Annotated in this window: 18 protein-coding genes; 11 read left to right on the top strand and 7 right to left on the bottom strand. The window is 54.6% G+C overall.

Translation table 11 applies throughout. The features are described from left to right. Positions 1-58: 58 nt before the first annotated feature. Both ACR0DU_RS09265 and ACR0DU_RS09260 read left to right on the top strand, forming a co-directional pair. Complete coding sequence (locus ACR0DU_RS09265) at positions 59-940, top strand: LysR substrate-binding domain-containing protein (RefSeq protein ID WP_170774403.1); 882 nt, start codon at positions 59-61, stop codon at positions 938-940. A gap of 348 nt (positions 941-1,288) precedes the next feature. Continuing rightward, on the top strand, positions 1,289-2,611 hold the full coding sequence (locus ACR0DU_RS09260) for a UDP-glucose dehydrogenase family protein (RefSeq protein WP_480873891.1): 1,323 nt from the start codon (positions 1,289-1,291) through the stop codon (positions 2,609-2,611). A 612-nt stretch (positions 2,612-3,223) separates the two neighbouring features. Here ACR0DU_RS09260 and ACR0DU_RS09255 read toward each other — a convergent pair. The 6 genes from ACR0DU_RS09255 to ACR0DU_RS09230 all read right to left on the bottom strand — a co-directional run bounded on the left by ACR0DU_RS09255 (position 3,224) and on the right by ACR0DU_RS09230 (position 9,490). After that, the gene (locus ACR0DU_RS09255; protein WP_480873888.1) at positions 3,224-4,156 is read right to left on the bottom strand and encodes a hypothetical protein; all 933 of its coding nucleotides are present in this window, start codon (positions 4,154-4,156) and stop codon (positions 3,224-3,226) included. A gap of 6 nt (positions 4,157-4,162) precedes the next feature. Further along, entirely contained in the window at positions 4,163-5,476 is a 1,314-nt protein-coding gene (locus tag ACR0DU_RS09250) for a TRAP transporter large permease (protein ID WP_010441588.1), read from the bottom strand. 4 nt (positions 5,477-5,480) lie between these two features. Then, a complete protein-coding gene (locus ACR0DU_RS09245) occupies positions 5,481-6,014 on the bottom strand; it encodes a TRAP transporter small permease (protein ID WP_170406962.1) in 534 nt (177 codons plus the stop codon). A gap of 68 nt (positions 6,015-6,082) precedes the next feature. After that, a complete protein-coding gene (locus ACR0DU_RS09240; protein WP_170543997.1) occupies positions 6,083-7,057 on the bottom strand; it encodes a TRAP transporter substrate-binding protein in 975 nt (324 codons plus the stop codon). A 52-nt stretch (positions 7,058-7,109) separates the two neighbouring features. After that, positions 7,110-8,360: an NAD(P)/FAD-dependent oxidoreductase gene (locus tag ACR0DU_RS09235; protein WP_480873884.1), complete on the bottom strand. Its 1,251-nt coding sequence runs from the start codon at positions 8,358-8,360 to the stop codon at positions 7,110-7,112. After that, positions 8,357-9,490, bottom strand: coding sequence for an enolase C-terminal domain-like protein (locus ACR0DU_RS09230; protein ID WP_480873882.1), 1,134 nt, complete (start codon positions 9,488-9,490; stop codon positions 8,357-8,359). The genes ACR0DU_RS09235 and ACR0DU_RS09230 overlap by 4 nt, the downstream gene beginning before the upstream one ends. Positions 9,491-9,587: 97 nt before the next feature. Between ACR0DU_RS09230 and ACR0DU_RS09225 the strand changes: the two genes are divergently transcribed. Then, a complete protein-coding gene (locus ACR0DU_RS09225; RefSeq protein WP_480873881.1) occupies positions 9,588-10,508 on the top strand; it encodes a LysR family transcriptional regulator in 921 nt (306 codons plus the stop codon). Here the strand turns inward: ACR0DU_RS09225 and ACR0DU_RS09220 are convergent. After that, positions 10,469-12,163, bottom strand: coding sequence for a thiamine pyrophosphate-binding protein (locus tag ACR0DU_RS09220; protein WP_480873878.1), 1,695 nt, complete (start codon positions 12,161-12,163; stop codon positions 10,469-10,471). The two genes, ACR0DU_RS09225 and ACR0DU_RS09220, sit on opposite strands and share 40 nt — an antisense overlap. A 103-nt stretch (positions 12,164-12,266) precedes the next feature. Here ACR0DU_RS09220 and ACR0DU_RS09215 point away from each other — a divergent pair, with 103 nt between their 5' ends. The 8 genes from ACR0DU_RS09215 to ACR0DU_RS09180 all read left to right on the top strand — a co-directional run bounded on the left by ACR0DU_RS09215 (position 12,267) and on the right by ACR0DU_RS09180 (position 19,451). Further along, positions 12,267-12,971 carry a GntR family transcriptional regulator gene (locus tag ACR0DU_RS09215; RefSeq protein WP_480873875.1) on the top strand — a complete coding sequence of 235 codons (705 nt, stop codon included), beginning with the start codon at positions 12,267-12,269 and terminating at the stop codon, positions 12,969-12,971. Continuing rightward, positions 12,968-13,681 (top strand): aspartate/glutamate racemase family protein, encoded by a 714-nt coding sequence (locus tag ACR0DU_RS09210; protein WP_480873872.1) that lies wholly within the window; start codon positions 12,968-12,970, stop codon positions 13,679-13,681. Before ACR0DU_RS09215 ends, ACR0DU_RS09210 begins: the two co-directional genes overlap by 4 nt. Positions 13,682-13,822: 141 nt before the next feature. Beyond that, on the top strand, positions 13,823-14,221 hold the full coding sequence (locus tag ACR0DU_RS09205; RefSeq protein WP_480873869.1) for a 5-carboxymethyl-2-hydroxymuconate Delta-isomerase: 399 nt from the start codon (positions 13,823-13,825) through the stop codon (positions 14,219-14,221). A 3-nt stretch (positions 14,222-14,224) separates the two neighbouring features. Continuing rightward, on the top strand, positions 14,225-15,736 hold the full coding sequence (hpaE, locus tag ACR0DU_RS09200; RefSeq protein WP_480873866.1) for a 5-carboxymethyl-2-hydroxymuconate semialdehyde dehydrogenase: 1,512 nt from the start codon (positions 14,225-14,227) through the stop codon (positions 15,734-15,736). Positions 15,737-15,778: 42 nt separating this feature from the next. Further along, complete coding sequence (gene hpaD / locus ACR0DU_RS09195) at positions 15,779-16,630, top strand: 3,4-dihydroxyphenylacetate 2,3-dioxygenase (protein WP_480873864.1); 852 nt, start codon at positions 15,779-15,781, stop codon at positions 16,628-16,630. Between the two features lie 91 nt (positions 16,631-16,721). Further along, the gene (locus ACR0DU_RS09190) at positions 16,722-17,576 is read left to right on the top strand and encodes a fumarylacetoacetate hydrolase family protein (RefSeq protein ID WP_480873862.1); all 855 of its coding nucleotides are present in this window, start codon (positions 16,722-16,724) and stop codon (positions 17,574-17,576) included. Beyond that, positions 17,573-18,373: a 2-oxo-hept-4-ene-1,7-dioate hydratase gene (gene hpaH, locus ACR0DU_RS09185; RefSeq protein WP_010441603.1), complete on the top strand. Its 801-nt coding sequence runs from the start codon at positions 17,573-17,575 to the stop codon at positions 18,371-18,373. Before ACR0DU_RS09190 ends, hpaH begins: the two co-directional genes overlap by 4 nt. Positions 18,374-18,386: 13 nt before the next feature. Continuing rightward, entirely contained in the window at positions 18,387-19,451 is a 1,065-nt protein-coding gene (locus tag ACR0DU_RS09180) for an aldolase/citrate lyase family protein (protein ID WP_480873859.1), read from the top strand. The last annotated feature ends 96 nt before the right edge of the window (positions 19,452-19,547 follow it).

Here is a 19,547-nt window from a genome sequence, read left to right as displayed (position 1 = left end):
TAGCCAGACTATCTCCTTTAATTTATCAGGCAGTCGATCCACCACAGGTCAAAACATCTTGCCCAACCGTCCCTACGATCTACCACCTCTTAGTTCATTGATCAGCTTCGAAGCAGCCGCCCGGCATGTCAGCTTCAAGACGGCGGCTGAAGAACTCAACGTCACCCCGGCCGCGATCAGCCATCAGGTCAAAGCGCTCGAGAACGAACTGCAATGCGGGTTGTTTGTGCGCCATCATCGCGGTGTTGAACTGACTGAAAGTGGGGCATACCTACTTGTCTCACTGCAACGCAGCCTAGAAGGGATCAGCGAGGCCCTTGGGCAATTGCGGCGCCAATACGACAAAAAAGGAGTGACGATCCGCTCGACAACAGCGGTAAGCTCACTCTGGCTCACGCCACGCCTTGCCCAATTCTGGAAACAACACGGACATGTTTCCGTTACACAGGTTGTAACAGATCTGGGCGTCGACTCTTCGAAGTGTGATTTGAGCATCCACTACGGAGATTCCAGCCGTGAAACAGGTATTTTCAAGACACTGTTTCATGACAACATCATGGCCTTGTGCAGCCCCCGGTTTGCAGAACAAAACCCGATTGAGCGAGTCGACGAAATCGCGGGGCTTCCACTCATTCATCTCGATGCCCCGGATACCGGATGGACTGACTGGCGCGCGTGGACACAAAAACTGGGGTATGAGGGCCCTTTGAACTCCGCCCATCGCGTCAACAATTACACGATTGCGCTTCAGGCCGCTCAAGATGATATGGGGGCGGTTTTGGGATGGGAGGGCTTGACCTCGGAGCTAATCGCATCCGGCAAACTCGTTAAGATGTTGCCGCAGACCATTTCATCACAACTGGATTTTTACGTTAAACTGCACAACACCTCATCCGACCGCGCAAAGCTCGTATTCAAATGGTTGGGTGAGGCGATTTAAGAACACCGCGATCCGAGCGATGCCCTGATTGTTTTGAGCGATCACGTATCGTTGTCGGTCACCCTAACCTTATATTGGCAGCAGCAAAAACCCTATTGTCACTTATCAGTCATTCTTCACCGGACAAACAACCAATGCTCTTATTCAATGGTTTAGGCGCGACCGTCAGAGTAAACAAACTCACTTGAACATTCCCCCCTAAAAGGCATATTCCGTCGCAAAGAGTTGCATCCCGGTGAAATGTTCCGGACACCAATATCGGTACTGCGCCCATGTGCTGAGCAATGGTTAAGTGTGTGGTTCCAACCGGAAGCGCACCGCTGGCGGGAAAAAGAAGGAATTTGATTAATGCGTATTGCTATGATTGGTACCGGATATGTCGGCCTCGTGTCCGGAGTTTGCTTTTCAGATTTCGGGCACGACGTTGTTTGCGTTGATAAATCTGAGCGCAAGATCGAAATGCTTCAGGCCGGTGAGGTGCCGATTTATGAACCGGGCCTCGATATACTTATGGCCAAGAATGTGTCTGCAGGCCGCCTGGCATTCACCACTGACTTAGCGTCAGCGGTCGATGGAGCAGACGCTGTGTTCATCGCAGTCGGAACGCCAACTCGGCGCGGCGATGGACATGCTGACCTGACTTATGTGATGGCTGCCGCCGAAGAGATCGCGCAGGCTATCACTGAATATACGGTCGTAGTCACCAAATCGACTGTCCCGGTTGGTACCAATCGCAAGGTTCATGCAGTCGTATCAGCTGCCAATCCCAAGGCGAGTTTCGATGTAGCTTCGAACCCAGAATTCTTGCGCGAAGGTGCAGCAATCGATGATTTTATGCGCCCTGACCGTGTTGTTGTAGGCGTCGAAAGCGAACGCGCTGCAGAGGTTATGGCGGAAATTTATCGCCCACTCTATCTGCGGGATTTCCCGATCCTGACCACCGATCTGGAAAGTGCCGAGATGATCAAATACGCCGCAAACGCATTTCTGGCGACAAAAATCACCTTCATCAACGAAATTGCGGGGCTGTGTGAACGTGCCGGTGGCGATGTTAAGGAGGTCGCACGTGGCATCGGTCTTGATGGACGGATTGGCAACAAATTCCTGCACGCCGGGCCCGGCTATGGTGGCTCTTGTTTCCCGAAAGATACCGCTGCACTTGCACGGATCGGGCAGGATCACGCGCATCCAATGCAGATCACCGAAACCGTCATCCGCGTCAATGACGAGGTCAAGAAGCGGATGATCGAAAAGATCCGGGAAGCCTGCGACGACAACTTCAATGGCAAAACGGTTGCGGTGCTGGGTGTGACCTTCAAACCCAACACCGACGACATGCGCGATGCACCGTCTCTGACGATCGTTCCGGCCCTGATTGGCGGCGGTGCCCGTGTGCGCGTGGTTGATCCGCAAGGTCGTGCTGAAGGCGAGGCGCTGCTGCCGGGTGTCGAATGGTTGGATGATCCTTATGCCGCGGCCGCAGAAGCTGATGCTGTTGTTTTGCTGACAGAGTGGAACGAATTCCGTGCCTTGAATCTGAATGAACTGGCCGAAACTATGAAATCGGCCCGCATGGTTGATCTGCGCAACATCTACTCTTCCGCGTTGGTGTTAGGCTCAGGGTTTGAGACCTATGTCGGCGTCGGAGTTGGCGATCACACACAGATGTGACCAGCCACGAGGTGTAATTTCATACCTAACAATGAAAACTGCCCGGCATTTAGCCGGGCAATTATTTGTTACACCCTAGCGACGGCTTCGTTCATTCGCCAGGCCGATGAAGATCGACACGCAAGCCAGCGCCAGAACAATCGCGAACGGGAAGCCCGTTGCAGTGACCGCCTGAGGTCACAGAGCCATTCCCCAGAGAGCCAGCCTACGAAATCAGAGCGCCGAGCATCGGCACAAAAGAGGATACTATGAATTCCACCTAGCTCAATTGGAGGCCATTCAAGTTTGCATAAAGCTGGGTTATCCAGGGACAATCCACCAGGTCGGTGTCAGCAGCGCAGCCATCTATCTAAATGGGCTGTCAAAAAAATCACGAGTGCATCGGTTGGTCCAACGATCAAGCCGGCAACAACACCCTAATATTCGGCTCCCAAATAGCCCGACTTAAATTTCCGATTTGCTTCCACACTTCAAGTACCGCGCGCATCAGGCATGCGTTGAAATCTGGTCGCTATATGGGCAACATTTTTTAGTTGGAATTAGACATTCGTTTCATTGATTGTTGAATAAGCGTTCTGACGAGTTTGCTGGCCGCATCCGTAACTTAGAAAGTCAAGCCACTGAATCTGCCTGCCGATACAACCGACCCATGATCAGTGGCGTAAGATACATCGGGATCTGATAGGCCCCGATAAATACCATGATGGGCAGAGTCACTTCGGGGGGTAGCGCGACGAAGAAGATAGCAATGTTCCGGTTTCCAGCTATCAAGGAAACCGCTGTTGCCTTTGCGGGAGGGAGACTAGTGCGCGTCAATCGGAACGAGACCACCTGAGCGCCAAAATTGATAACACAAGCAAACACAATCCAAAATATCGCCACACCTGGGTTAACTATGGCCACCGCACTCAATGATGGCATCAGGCCGACCACAAATACGGCAAGCGTGATCGTTGCCGCGCCTTCCATATTCAGAAGCGTGGCGTCTGACGGCGCGCGAAGAACCGTCCTCCGCAACACAATGGCAGAGAGGATAGCGACCACGATCGTAAGAAACAATCGAAGGGTGGTCATCAGCACAGCTTGCATATCACCCAATTCAGGCATCAGCCAAAAAATTGGTAAGGCGGTAATTGGCAGCACGGCAGTCCCCGCCACGACCAGCCGCATCGCGTATTCTGCGGGATATCCCATCATCAGGCACATATTGGGGCTGCCCGAAATAGATGGAGCCGCTGCCATGATTAGCAAAGACAGAAAGACCGGAGTATCAGTCCAGCCACAAACAATACCTACTCCCGCCACCAACAGCGGCATGGCCAGCTGAAAGGCAACGATTGTTACGGCAACCTGCTTCAGATCAACCAGCGAACCCAAAATGGCACCTGGTTTCATCCGCAGCAGCGTTAGAAAAAGCAACACCATGACCAAGGGTGGCAGGAACGGCCGCATTGGTTCGGCCAGTCCTGGTAACAAAAGGCCTGCGACAAGCCCCGACACCAAGACATATGGGCCGTGACGTGCCGCGAGGTGAAGCGTGTTCAAGGCGTTCTACCCGCCCGGACTTTGGCGCAGGTTTTCAGGCAACCAGGTGGCCAGTTCAGGGAACCAGATCAGAACAAAAACCATGAGCACCATGATCAGGAACATAGGGATAGCAGCACGCGCGATATAGCTCATCTCGTGGTTGGTCATCCCTTGCATCACAAACAGGTTGAACCCGATGGGCGGTGTGATCTGCGCCATCTCGACGACGACCACGATGAAAATCCCGAACCAGATGAGATCAATCCCGGCGTCACGGATCATCGGTTCGACAACGGCCATGGTCAGCACGACCGAAGAAATCCCATCGAGAAAACAACCCAAAATGACATAGAAAACCAGCAGGACCATCAGCAGTTCGAACCGTGTCAACTCCCACCCCGCGATTAGGTCCGCCAGCCCACGCGGTAGGCCGGTAAAGCCCATCGACAGAGACAGGAATGCAGCGCCCGCAAGGATCAGGGCAATCATTGCGCTGGTGCGGGTCGCGCCCATCAGGCTTTCAGTGAAGGTCTTCCAATTCAGAGACCCCTGCCCGGCGGCCAACAACAGACCTCCGATCACGCCAAATGCGGCCGCCTCGGTCGCGGTGGCATATCCCAGATACATGGACCCGATTACCACCATAATCAGCAAGATCACCGGTAATAGGAAACGAGAGTTCTTGACCTTTTCGGAAAAGGTCAACTTCCCCTCGTCGTTGGGGTTCCAGTCTTTGCCAACTTTGGAATAGATGGCGACGTAGCCCATGAACATCGCAGCCAGCACAAGGCCAGGCAGAATACCCGCAAAGAACAGCTTGGTAATCGATTCATTGATCGTCACCCCGTAGACGATCAACGTCAGCGACGGTGGGATCATTAGCCCAAGCGTTGCCGCTCCGGTTAGTGTGCCGATGACCATGCGTTCGGGGTAGTTGCGCTTTCGCAGTTCCGGGATAGACATCTTGCCAACCGTAGTCAGCGTGGCCGCAGAAGACCCCGAGACCGCAGCAAACACAGTACAACCTACGATATTCGTATGCACTAACCCGCCAGGCAAAGGTGCCATCCACGGTGAGAGCCCTTTGAACATGTCTTCGGATAATCGCGTGCGGTAGAGGATTTCGCCCATCCAGATGAACATCGGCAAGGCGGTCAGCGTCCAGGATGACGACGCTGACCAGATAGTCGTGATCATCACATCGCCCACAGGGCGTGTTGTGAATAGTTCCATCCCGACCCATGCGACGCCCATAAGGGCCAGACCGACCCAGACACCGGTGCCCAGCAAGGTGAAGAGGACAAAGAGGAAGAGGATAATGACGGATATATTCTCCATGCTCTTACTCTCCGTGGCTCTGATCGGCCAGATCACGGGTGATGCGGTGATCACCCTTGAACAGGACGTGGAACAGGTGATCGGTGAGCGCGATGGCGAGAATAACGGCTCCGATCAGCATGGTTGATTGAGGTATCCAAAGGGCGGTTTTGTCCTGCCCCTGGCTTATGTCGTTGAACTTCCAACTCCAGTACACAAATCGATAGGCGTACCAGCAGAAATACCACATGACGGCAGAGCCGATGGCAAAGCACCAGATTTCGAGAATTCTGCGAAAGCCATCGGGAACCGCATTCAAAAGGATGGAAACCCGAATATGGCTGCCCCGGTTTAGGGCGTTGGCGAAGGCCAGAAACGACGCAGCAGCCATCGCGTATCCTGCATAATCCGGAGCGCCGGGAAAAACTTCGCCGGTCCAACGGGCCAGCATTTGCACCACAATCAACACCAGAATGGCAATTAGGCTGAGCGCCGCCAGAACCCCTGCTGCCAGATAGATGAAATCCAGTACGGACCTGAGCCCTCGCATTGCCGCCATGCTGTCCCCGCTGTGTTTTGTAGATTGGGAGCAGGCGGCAGGTTGGACCGCCGCCCGCATTGGAGTGGTTACTGAGAGTTGAACGCGTCGACGATGGCTTTGCCTTCGTCACCAGCGGCCTCAAGCCATTCGTTCGTCATGGTGACGCCGATTTCTTTCAGCTCATTCGTCATCTGCTCGGACGCAGGACCAACGGTCATACCGCCATCGCGCAGACCCTGAAGCGTAAAGCCGGTATATTCCTTGGCGCGCCAGTTACCGGCATACTCGGCCAGTTCCGCACAGCCTTTGATCACATTCTTATTGGCGTCCGAAACACCAGACCACACCTCTGAGTTGACCATCACATAGTTGCGCGGCAGCCAGGCATCCACCTCATAGAAGTAGTTCAGGCTTTCCCAGACCTTGCGGTCATATCCAGTTGAGCCGGACGACACCATGGAATCCGCCACACCGGTTGCAAAGGCCTGGCTGATCTCAGCCGCCTCGATAGTGACGGGCAGCATCCCGGTCAACTCGGCCAGCCGTGAAGTGGCATTGTTGTAGGACCGGAACTTGATCCCTTCCATATCCGCAACCGAGTTCACTTCGTTCTTGAAGTACAGACCTTGCGGTGGCCATGGCACGGCATAAAGCAGGGTCAGATTCTGCTCGGCCAGCAGCTTTTCAATCGAAGGTTTAGCAGCGTCCCAAAGCTTGGCGCTGTCATCAAATGACGTTGCCAGGAACGGGATCGAGTCAAACCCGAACAGAGCGTTTTCGTTCTGGTGACCAGAGAGCAGACGCTCACCAATTGGGGCTTGCCCGGTCTGGATCGCACGCTTGATGTCGGCACCTTTAAACAGCGAGCCAGAAGGGTGCGTGACAATCTCAATCTCGCCACCCGTGCCGGTGGTCACGCATTTGGCAAATTCCGCGCCCGTGGCTGAATGAAAATTCGATGCCGAATAGGCCATCGGCATATCCCATTTCTCGGCCATTGCCGGTGCGGCTGCGGCAGCTGTCAGAGCGGTTGCCGCCAGAAGGCTTGTCAGTTTTTTCATCATGTTTCTCCCTGTTAAGTTTTGAGACGCCGGCGTTATTCGCCAGTCATTTCTATGTTGCGAAACGCGAGGGTGCGTAGACGCCCATGTCTGTGTTCGGGGTTCTGCCCGAAATCATCTGGGCCAGAAGTCGCCCCGTTTTCGGCCCGCCTGTCAGGCCTATGTGATGGTGCCCAAAGCCCATATACGCACCGCTGATCCCCGGAGCCTCACCAATAATTGGGATCGAGTCAGTTGGTGCAGGGCGGTGCCCCATCCATTCCACTTCCTCCTTCCATGTCAAACCCGGGAAAGCCATCCGGGCATTCTTGCGCATCAATTCAAACGGCGCGCGCGAGGGTGGCGCATCAAGCCCGCCAAACTCCACAATGCCAGCCAAACGAATGCGCCCATCCATCGGTGTGGCAACAAATTTGCCAGAAACCACCATGACCGGACTGCGCGGCATGGCAGAAGGCTCCACCAATTCAAGATGATAGCCGCGTTCGCTCTCAAGGGGAACAGAAATGCCCAGACGCTTGGCTAAAGGTCCTGACCAAACGCCTGCGGTTACGATCGCAGTGTCGCACGGGATGGTTTCCCCACCCGTACGAACGCCGGTTACCTTTCCATTTTCCTGAACCACATCATCAACCGCGGCACGAAGGATCGTCCCTCCATTTGCTTCCACATACGCCGCCAGATCTTTGACATAGCGACCCGGGTCAGTGATATGGCCGTGGTCCGAGAGCTTCGCAGCAAAACCGATGTCTTCACTATAGACCGGGTCATAGGCGTGGAAGGCTGGGCCTTCCAACTCGTCCCATATGAAACCGTTCCGACGACGAATGTCCCACCCAAATGCGTCTTCCTTGTAATGCGCCCGGTCTTTGTAGAGGAACAGGTAGTCGGATGGCGCGATCCACTTTTCAGCGCCTGTGCCCTCGGCCAGCGCTTTGTGGTCGTTCAGGCTATCACCAACAATTGGTGTCAGAGCTGCAGCGATACGTTCCACATCTGATGCATTCGCATGGTTCAAATAGCGGGTCAGCCATGGAACCAGCTTTGGCAGGTACCCCCATTTCAAAAACAATGGCTGCGACGGGCTGAGCAGCATTTTGGGCGCTTTTCTGAGAAGTCCCGGAACAGTCACTGGCACAATCGAGCAGGACGCCAGCACGCCCCCATTGCCGTGGGAGGTCCCCTCCCCCGGTCCCGCCTTGTCGATCAGGATTACCTTATGCCCTTCCCTCTGCAGCCATACCGCAGCAGACACGCCGACGATCCCGGCACCGATGATCGCTATGGTCTTCTTCTCGCTCACGCCGCCACCGCCTTTGCCACTGCATAATGGTCAAGTTTGGCTATATCTGGCCTATTGCCGAGACCAGGAGCGTCAGGGACGACCACCTCGCCGCCGCTGACTTGGAAGGGGCTTTCCAGAATGTCTTCTTTCAGGAAATAGGAGGCTTGATAGAACTCACAGCCCAACGTGATTTCGGGCGTTGCCGCAATCATGTGCGTTCCTGCCAGATGTGCCAGTCCAGCCTCAAACATATCTCCACCATAGGCCATCAGACCATGTGCTGCAGCAATACGTGCCACGGTCTGGCCCCGCGTCAGGCCCCCGGATTTCATGATTTTTACCGATACCCCGTCACAGATACCATCGCGCGCTGCCCGTTCCATGTCTTCGGGGCCAAAGACACTCTCATCGGCCAACAGCGGTACGTCGATCATTTGTCGCAACTTGCCCATCATGCCGAAATGGTGGGCACGGACAGGTTGCTCGATGAAATCCGGAGCGAATTGCGCAACATCGCGTACCTGAGCGGGAGCGTCCTCAATACTAAGACCCTGATTATAGTCCACGCGAACCGAAAGCTCCGGATAATTCTGAGCGAGATACTCTAGTCGCATGATATCAAAGGCGTGATCCTTGAACCCGGTTTTGAGCTTCACAAGGCGAACACCATCCGCCTGCAACCGAGCCAAGAGGTCAATATCCTGCGCAAAATCTGGATTTGCAATTGAACAACTGAGCGGAATGGTCTCGCGACACCGCCCTCCCATAAGGGACCAAACCGGAACTCTGCTGATCCTGCCTGCAAGATCAAGCAACGCAGTCTCCAATGCGGCCTTCGCTTCGGTACAATGCGCGACCGCATAAGCCGCCCGCGCCATGATCGCTGCCCGATTTGCGACCACCTCTCCGACCACGAGTGGGCGCAGATAGCGATCCAGGGCTGCGTAGGTGGCTTCGGGTGTGCCTGTGAAAACGGACCAAGGGGAAGCTTCACCAAACCCTTCGTTACCGTCTTCGGACTTGAGACACAGAACAACGACTTCGCAGACGCCTTCTACGGACCCAATACCGTGATCTCGGCGCGAGGTAACCGGCAACTCAAGGTGCCAAAGATCATAGCCGATAATTTTCTGTGACAGATTGCCCATTGCGCCCCCAGCCTATGGCGAGAGCCTGCCTTGACCGGACTATCATTTCAAATACTATATTATCTAGAGATCATCAGAAAAAGTGATACTTAGAGAGATGTCACTACGTTTTCGTCAGCTGCAAGCCTTTCATGCAATAATGGAGACCGGAACCGTGACAGGCGCGGCTTCGGTGCTTGGAATTTCACAGCCGGGTATCAGTAACCTTCTGGCCCAACTCGAACGAGAAGCGCGGCTCCCTCTATTTGAGCGTAACAAAGGGCGTCTTCTGCCTACGCCAGAAGCGGAATTGCTGTATCGCGAGGTTGATACGGTTGTTCGAGGCCTAGACCACGTGGCGCAGGCCGTCACGGATCTGCAGAACAAGCACCCCGGTCAATTGCAGATCGCCGCACCGCATCTTTTATCCTTCGGCTTCATGCCGCGTGAGATTGCTCGCTTCGCCAAAAGCCGCCCGAACCTATCGGTCAGTTTTCAGTCGCAATATTCCTCGAAAATTCAAGAGTGGGTAATCTCAGGCTTGTTTGAAATCGGCGTTGTCGAGATGCCCATTCTGCATGACACGCTAAACTACCAAGTCTTTCAGTTTGAAACGCTGGCAACGTTCCCAGAAGAAAGCCCTTTGGCTGTCCATGATGTGCTCACACCCGAGATACTCGAAAACGAACCGTTCATCGTGATGGGTCCTGAACATCAAACACACAGGCGGACCAGGGACATCTTCCAATCCGCGGGGCGCACCTGGCGGACTCAGATCCACACGCATCTGTCCGAAAATCTGCTGAGCTTCGTTAAGCAAGGTATGGGGGTTGCGATGATCGACCCCTTTACTGTTACCTTTGATGGCGAGAGGGGGTATCAAACCCGCCCCTTCCGACCCGCCGTGATGTTGGATCTGGCAATCATCACCGCCAAAGGACGCCCTCTTTCAACGATTGCTCAAGATTTTCTGGCCCAACTGACCACTTCGATCGCCTCTTACGCGACCCACTCTGAGACCGGTGCTGCCGCCTCGTGAAGTTGTTGGGAATGGATATCGACCAGTGTGGGTCCATCATGCTCAATAGCCTGTTTCAGAACTTTTGGTAGATCTTCAGGGTCTTTGACCGTCCAAGATTTTACACCAAAGGCGCTTGCGACGGCGGCGTGGTCGGTGCGGTTGAAATCGACGTTGTAGTAGCGCTGGCTAAACCCCGCGTTCTGTCCCGCTTTGATCCAGCCAAAGACTGAATTCGAAAACACGATCGATGTGATCGGCATGTTGTGCCGCACCATGGTTTCGAACTCACCACAGGTAAATCCAAAAGAGCCGTCCCCCATTACGGATAACGTCTTGACCGAAGGCCGCCCGACATGTGCGCCCATAGCGGCACCCAAAGAATACCCCAGCGCCCCATGGGCTCGATTGGTAATGAAATGCCGCCCGGGTTTCCGCCAGCGGTAATGTGCACTGAAATAAGGACATGGCGTGCCTGGATCAGCGACCACAATCGCATCGTCATCCAAAATATCCATCAGCGAAGCCATAACCGCTTCGGGACGGATCGGTGTTTCGTGGCTAGCAGCGAGTGAGTTGAAGGCTGCCATCTTGGCCGCCCATGCGGCGCTGGCTTTGGCAGCACCACCAAGCTTTGGCAGATCACTCTTTTCTTCCAGCGCCTGTGCCAAAGCCTCAAGCGCCAATCGGGCGTCGGCACAAATTGCAACCTCGGTCGGATAATTGGCCCCGATCACCATCGGGTCACTGTCGATATGAATGATAGTGGCATAGCGCGCGGGGCTTCTCCAGCGTTCAGTCGTAACTGATCCGGCACGACAGCCGATGAAAAGAACGACATCGGCCGCGTCCACCACTGCACGGGTGGCTGGAACCCCGCCATTCGACCCGACGACACCCAAGGCAAGAGATTCTGTTTCGGCGATGGAACCCTGCCCGGATACTGTCGTGGCAACGGGCATATCCAACAGCGCCGCTACACGGCGCAGGGCGTCTGTGGCTCCGGACAAAACAGGTCCTCCACCGCAGACCGCCACTGCGGATTTCGATCCTGCGAGTATTTCTGCTGCCGCCTCGATCGCGTCCGGATCAGGCCCTGCGCGCTCGGCTGGATAACTGCGATGCCGGGCATCAGCCCATATCTCGGCCTCATCGACCGGCGCTTTCTGAGTGTCAAAGGGCAGAGCAAGATGTGTGGCCCCGGGAGTTCCAGTTGTCATTGCGCGAAATGCAGCACGCACCATGGCTGGCAGTCGCGTGGCATCATCCAGTGATGTGTTCCACTTAGCCAGCGGTTTGAACAACGCGGGCTGGTCCAACTCGGTGAGCGGATACTTCCCCCGACTGGACGTTGCCACATCAGAGGTAATTGCCAATATAGGAACCGAGCTTTCATTGGCCTCGACCACACCGGGTAGAATGTAGGTCGCCCCACCCCCAGAAGGGCCTTCGCATACACCTGGCTTACCAGTCACCCGTGCGTAACCATCTGCCATATAGGCTGCATGACGCTCGTCCCGGGTCAGAATGTGCTGAATACCATGATCCATGCGGGCCAGCGCGTCATAGAACGGCAGGGTTGTATCACCACACAAGCCAAACATGTGCTTCACACCATGCGCTTCCAGCATACGTACCATTGCTTCGGCTCCGGTCAGATAATTCGTTCCCGTCATGGTAGATACCCTTTCGATTCTTCCTGCACACAGTACTGTACACAGTTTTGTATATTGATTTCAAGAACGGCGTGTGGCACCTGTAGATCAAGGAGAAATGCTTATGGCGGGTCCACGCGTTGATGGCATCTACGATCAGGTGAAGGCGATGGCGGTCTCATTCCGCCTGCGTCCCGGCGATCGATTGAACGAAGTCGCACTATCGAAAGAATTGGGCGTCAGCCGGACCCCATTGCGTGAGGCTTTGAACCGGTTGGTCGCAGAGAGATTGTTCGACTTTCGCCCGGGACAGGGTTTCTTTTGCCGCCCTCTGGATGCCCAAAGCATTTTTGACTTGTTCGAGTTGCGCCAAATCATCGAAACCGCCGCAGTTCGAGCGGCGTGTACTAAAGCCTCTTCAGAACAATTGCAGGCGCTCCATGATGAGCTGTATGCAACCGGTATCGATATCACCGGATTGACGGTAGAAGAAGCGGTGACCCGGGACGAGGCATTCCATCTAGGAATAGCCAAACTATCCGGAAACAAAGAGTTGCTGCAGACGCTGACACGGATCAACGAGCGCATTCGCTATATTCGCTGGATTTCCATGAGCCTTGACCGGGTTCAGCGATCGAAAGACGAGCATAAACGTGTCATGCAGGCACTGATGGACCGAGATGCCGATGAAGCTGCACGGGTTTTGGGCACCCACATCAACAAGCGGATGGATCAGGTGCAGGATGCGGTGCGCCATGGGATATCCAGTATCTACATGGAAGGGTCCAAAGATATCTCGACCCGCATCATTCAGGAGGCGCAGTCATGATCGCGAAGGGCGGCAAATCTATCTATGGTGCATCCGTCGGGATTCTCATGCTGGACGCCCAGTTTCCGCGGGTTCCCGGCGATATGGGGAATGCGCAGACATGGTCGTTCCCGGTGTTGTATCGCATTGTTCGCAACGCTTCACCTGATCTTGTGGTCCGGCAACGGGCAGAAGGGCTGCTGGACGCGTTCATCGACGCTGCAAGAGACCTTGTCAAAGATGGGGTGGACGGGATCACCACCAATTGCGGCTTTCTCTCGCTGTTTCAGGAAGAACTGGCCGAAGCGGTGTCTGTCCCTGTAGCAACCTCCTCTTTGATGCAGGTTGAGATGGTCAATCGCGTTTTGCCTATGGGAAAACATGCCGGAGTACTGACCATTTCCGAATCGACGCTGAGCAAAGAACACCTAAGAAAAGCTCGTGTTCCCGAGGGCACACCAATCGGCACAACCGAAGGAGGCATCGAATTTACCTCGGCGATCCTTGAAAACAAACTGACATTGGATGTGGACAAAGCCCGCACCGACAATGTCAAAGCGGCGCTTGCCCTTCAGTCCGACAATCCTGACCTTGGCGCCATTGTATTGGAATGCACCAATATGTGCCCCTACGCGCCGGATATTCAAAAAGCGACGGGCCTGCCCGTCTTTTCCATCGTGTCTTTCATAAACTGGTTTCATGCCGGACTAACCCCGCCTGAGTACCTGTAAAGTCCCAGAACATAGGAACTCCCCCTACACACTTAGGAAGCCCATATTACCTTCCCTACGGTTAATATGTTAAGGAAAGCGCTTGACCTCAGCGAGCATATTACTTAACATGTTTATCAAATAATCGTAGAGAGAGGGGCTATGCCGCATTTTCACGTCGACTACTCGGGAAACCTCGAAAATATCGTGGACATGAGCGGTCTGTGCGAATGCCTCCGCGCGGCAGCGGCGGATATTGATACCTTCCCAACGCCCGGAATTCGCATTCGCGCGGTGCGGGTCGATCACTTTGCCATCGCCGATGGAAACCCGGCCCACGGGTTTATCGATATCTCGATCCGCCTGCGCGCAGGTCGCAGTGAAGATGTGAAACAAGATGCCACTCGGCGCATCTTTGAGGCAGCCAATACTTATCTGGCCCCGGCCATGGCCCGCCATTCAATAGCATTGTCGCTGGAAATGCGTGACCTAGACCCTGAGCTTTCCCCAAAAACCAGCACGATCCGCGACCATATGGGCGCGGCCCGTCAGGAGACCTGATACATGAGCGCACTGGACAGCAATATCGAAAAACTGGCTGGCTATCTGACCCGTTTCAAGGAAACTGGAATCAGAAACCGGATCAATGGGAAAGACCGCAATGGCTCTGCTGGTGTGTTTCAATCCACGACACCAGTTGACAAAAGCACCATCTGTGATGTGGCCCGCAGCACCGAAGCTGATGTAGATGCGGCGGCCCAAGCCGCAAAGGACGCTTTTCCAGCGTGGCGGGACATGCCCGCAACGGAACGAAAGAAAATTCTGATCAACATTGCTGACGCAATCGAGGCGCGCGCCGAAGAGATTGCCCTATGCGAATGCTGGGACACGGGACAGACATGGCGGTTTATGTCCAAGGCGGCTTTGCGCGGGGCCGAGAACTTTCGCTATTTTGCTGATCAAGTGGTGCAGGCCCGCGATGGCCAGCAGTTGAAATCACCAACCTTGATGAATGTTACCACCCGCGTACCGATCGGCCCTGTGGGTGTGATCACGCCATGGAACACTCCGTTCATGCTGAGCACATGGAAGATTGCTCCTGCGTTGGCTGCGGGCTGCACCGTGGTTCACAAACCGGCCGAAGATAGCCCGCTAACCGCAAGACTGCTGGTAGAAATCGCTGAAGAGGCCGGGCTTCCGCCAGGTGTTCTGAACACAGTAAACGGTTTTGGTCATGATGCGGGTAAACGTCTGACTGAGCATCCTGCGATCAAAGCAATTGCTTTTGTGGGTGAAAGCCGCACCGGAAGTATCATCACCAAGCAAGGGGCAGATACACTGAAGCGGATGCATCTTGAACTAGGCGGAAAAAATCCAGTGATCGTGTTTGATGACGCCGATCTGGATCGTGCGCTGGATGCGGTAATCTTCATGATTTATTCGATCAACGGTGAGCGCTGTACTTCGTCGTCGCGTTTGCTGGTTCAAGATACGATCAAAGAGGAATTCGAAACCCGCTTGATTGAACGTGTCAACAACATCAAGGTCGGGCATCCGCTGGACCCAGCAACCGAGATTGGCCCGATTGTAACCGAAGAACACTACAACAAAGTCACCAGCTACTTTGACATCGCTAAGGCTGACGGTGCCACAATCGCTGCAGGCGGCGAAAAGGTCGGCGACGAAGGCTATTTTGTCCGCCCCACCCTGTTCACTAACTCCAATAACCAGATGCGGATTGCGCGCGAGGAAATATTTGGGCCCGTTCTGACCTCAATCCCCTTCTCGACCGAGGAAGAGGCGCTGACTATTGCGAACGACACAGACTATGGCCTGACCGGCTATGTCTGGACCAACGATCTGACCCGTGCCCTACGCTTTACCGACAAGCTCGAGGCTGGGATGATTTGGGTAAACTCGGAGAATGTTCGACACCTACCCACACCGTTTGGCGGGGTAAAGGCATCCGGCATAGGTCGCGATGGCGGCGATTGGAGCTTTGAGTTCTATATGGAACAAAAGCATATCGGTTTTGCCACAGGGCAACACAAAATCATGCAATTGGGTAAGCTATAGTAGGCCAACCCGCTCGAAAGACTAAAAATTCAGGAGGAGATCATGGGCGAAATCGTTCTTGCTGCAAAGATGACCCACGTACCCACGCTGCTTATGTCCGAGCAGGAAGGGCCGATAAAAGGTAAACGTCAGCCAGCCATTGACGGCCACTGCGAAATCGCACGTCGTGCGAAAGAGCTGGGTGCGACCACTGTGATTATTTGCGACACCCATTGGGTTATCAATGCCGGGTTCCACATCAACGCGAACGAGAAGTTCGAGGGGCTGTTCACCTCAAACGAATTCCCTCAGTTCATTCAGAACCTGCCTTACTCGTATCGGGGCAACCCGGAAATGGGGGATGCGATTGCCAAAATCGCATCGGATAAGGGCACCTATACGCTTGCGCATCATCTGGACAGTCTTGAACTGGAATATGGCACTTTGGTCCCGATGCGGTTCATGAGCCGCGAGCATGACATGAAGGTCGTCTCCGTCGCTGCTTGGGCCACGGTTCACGATCATGACGAAAGTCGGATCATCGGTGAAGCCATTCGTGAGGCGGTCGAGGCCAGCGATGAGAAGGTGCTGCTGGTCGCATCCGGTTCCCTGTCGCACAAGATCTGGGCCAACAAGGATTACGCTGCCAATAACGGCACATTTACCATCAGCTCGGAATTCAACCGCCAGATGGACTTGCACGTTCTTGAAATGTGGAAGAACGGCGACCACGCCACATTCCTCAAGATGCTGGGCGACTATGCCAATTTCTGCTGTGGTGAAGGTTCGATGCACGACACGGCGATGCTGTATGGCGCACTGGGATGGGATGCCTATGACAAGAAGTGCGAGGTCGTGACTGAGTACTTCCCCAGCTCGGGCACCGGACAGACCAATGTCATCTTCCCCGTTTGAACCCTCGAATTGCTAAATCAGAACCTGAGTGTGGCGGCTAATAGTTGAAATTCAGTATGAGACCGGACCCCGCTGACGAGGACAAAAATCAATGCGCTACGCAACTTACACAGCCAATGAAGAACTATTCTACGGGGCTGTTACCGATAAGGGCATGATCGCCCTTTCGCCGGATTTTCCCCACTGGCCATCTCTGTATGATGTTATAGCTGCAGGTGCATTGGACCAGCTAGAGACGGTCGCTAATAACAAACCTGCGACACACACCGAGTTCACCTATGAAATGGTCATGCCCAATGCGCGGCGCATCCTGTGCGTTGGAGTAAATTTCCCGGATCGGAATGCCGAATACAAAGATGGCAGCGCGCAACCGAAATACATGTCGCTGTTTCCACGTTTCGCCAGTGGATTTACGGGCCATGAACAAAACCTCGTTCGCCCCCCCGAAAACCATACATTGGACTACGAAGGTGAAGTTGCGATTGTCATTGGCAAAACAGGGCGACGTATCCCCAAGGATCAGGCCTATGACCATATCGCAGCTCTGACACTGTGCAACGAAGGCACGATCCGCGATTGGGTCCGGCACGCGAAGTTCAACGTCACGCAAGGCAAGAACTGGGATCGTTCTGGGTCCATCGGGCCGTGGCTGGTGCCATTTACCAACGCCTCTCAGCTGGATGACGCCCGTATCGTCACCCGCGTCAACGGAGAGGTACGTCAGGACGATACGCTGAACCGCATGATGTTTCCGATCCGACGCGAGATCGAATATATCTCGACCTTCATGACCCTGCAGCCTGGAGATATAATCGTTACCGGCACGCCCACAGGCGCGGGTGCGCGGTTTGATCCGCCTAAATACCTCAGGCCAGGCGACGTGGTCGAAATCGAAGTCGAAGGCATTGGGACTTTGCGCAATGGCATCGAGGACGAAATTGTATGACACCTGCCGAGCACGCAAAAGCTGCTGCAGACTTGCTTGACGCCGAACGCAGCGGCAATCAGATCGGCCTTCTGTCTTTGCGTCATCCCGAGATGGGGATGGATGATGCTTATGAGGTACAAAACGCAATCTATCGCGCCAAGTTGGCCGAGGGTCGCAGCGTGGTTGGTTGGAAGATAGGCCTGACCTCGAAAGCGATGCAATACGCGCTAAACATCGATATACCTGACAGCGGTATCCTGTTTGACGACATGATCTTTGACAATGGCGCAACCGTGCCTGCCGACCGATTCATTCAGCCCCGCATCGAAGCTGAGATCGCCTTTGTCACCAAATCTCCGTTGGGTGGAGACAACGTGAGCCGAGAAGATGTGATTGCAGCCACTGACTATGTCGCACCTGCCATCGAAATTCTCGATACACGGATCCAGCGTGTAGACCCCGAGACCGGCAAGACCCGAACCGTGTTCGATACCATCAGTGACAATGCGGCCAATGCTGGCATTGTTTTGGGTGCCGCGCGTCATAAGATCGATGCTGCTGATCTGCGATGGGTCGGAGCTCTGACATTCCGCAACGGTGAAATCGAAGAAACCGGACTGGGAGCGGGTGTGCTGAACGACCCAATCGAAAGCGTTGTTTGGCTGGCGCGCCGCATGGCTACATATGGCCAAAGTATTGAGCCCGGCCAGATTATCCTGTCCGGTAGTTTTATCCGACCGGTCGAATGCCCTTCCGGGACCGAAATCCATGCTGACTTCGGCGCGTTTGGGTCCGTTGACATTCGCTTCGCTTAAAAGAGAGTTCGCCATGCCTGCCCCAACAAACCGCTTTAAGATCGCGCTAAAAGAAAAACGCCCCCAAATGGGCTGCTGGATTGGCTTGGCAAGTCCATACGCCGCCGAAATCTCGGCAACCGCCGGATTTGATTGGCTGCTGGTAGATGGCGAACATGCCCCGAATGATCTGCGCTCGATACTGGAACAGGTGCGCGTGATAGAAGCCTCCGACAGCATACCACTCGCCCGCTTGCCGATCGGCGAAACATGGTTGATCAAGCAATATCTGGATGCGGGTATTCAAAGTCTCCTTGTACCAATGGTTGAAACTAAGGATCAGGCAGAAGAACTGGTTCGGGCGGTTCGGTATCCGCCTATTGGGTCACGCGGTGTCGGTTCATCTTTAGCTAGGGCGTCGATGTTCGCCGCAATCGACGACTATCTCACCACTGCAGATGACCAGATATGTCTGATCGTTCAGGTTGAAAACCGTGCCGGTATGGCGGCACTTGATGGAATTCTGGAGACCGAGGTTGACGGGGTCTTTATTGGACCAGCAGATCTGGCTGCTGATATGGGCCATATCGGCCAGGCAGGACACCCAGAGGTCAAAACCGCCGTGCTTGATGCCATAAAACGCACAGTGGCCGCTGGCAAGGCGGCAGGTATTCTGACTACGGACCCCGAGATGCAGCGCCAATGTCTTGATCTGGGTGCAACCTTTGTAGCCACCGACATTGATGTAACCCGGTTTGCCGGCGCTATTCGCACGAGCGCGCAAAAAGCGTTGAGCCTGCTTCCTGACCAGACAGCATCGGGACGGATGACCTCGGCCAACAGCAGCAAATATCTGCAACAACTCTGCAAGCACTGGTCGCACAAGGCCGAGGTTGAATTCAACGAGACGCACGGCCGGATCAACTTTTCGGATGGCAAATCTGTCGAGATGTCGGCGACCCAAGACTATCTGTCGATTGTCGCTACAACGCGCGCGCGCGGTGATCTGGAACATTGGAAACAGATTATTGAACAACACCTCTTACGCTTCGCCTTCCGCGAAGACTGCACGCCGATCTGGGATCAGAGTTCTTCCTGATCCGTTCACGCAGATTTGACAGCGACGAGCCAACAACTGGCCCACTTCTGGTCGCTTATCGGCAGCGGCGCGCCGTTTGACGCATTGAACAAAACC

Source organism: Ruegeria sp. G2, from assembly GCF_056533505.1.
Note: the sequence above shows the minus strand (reverse complement) of the source record. Positions and strands in the feature narration are given on the sequence as shown.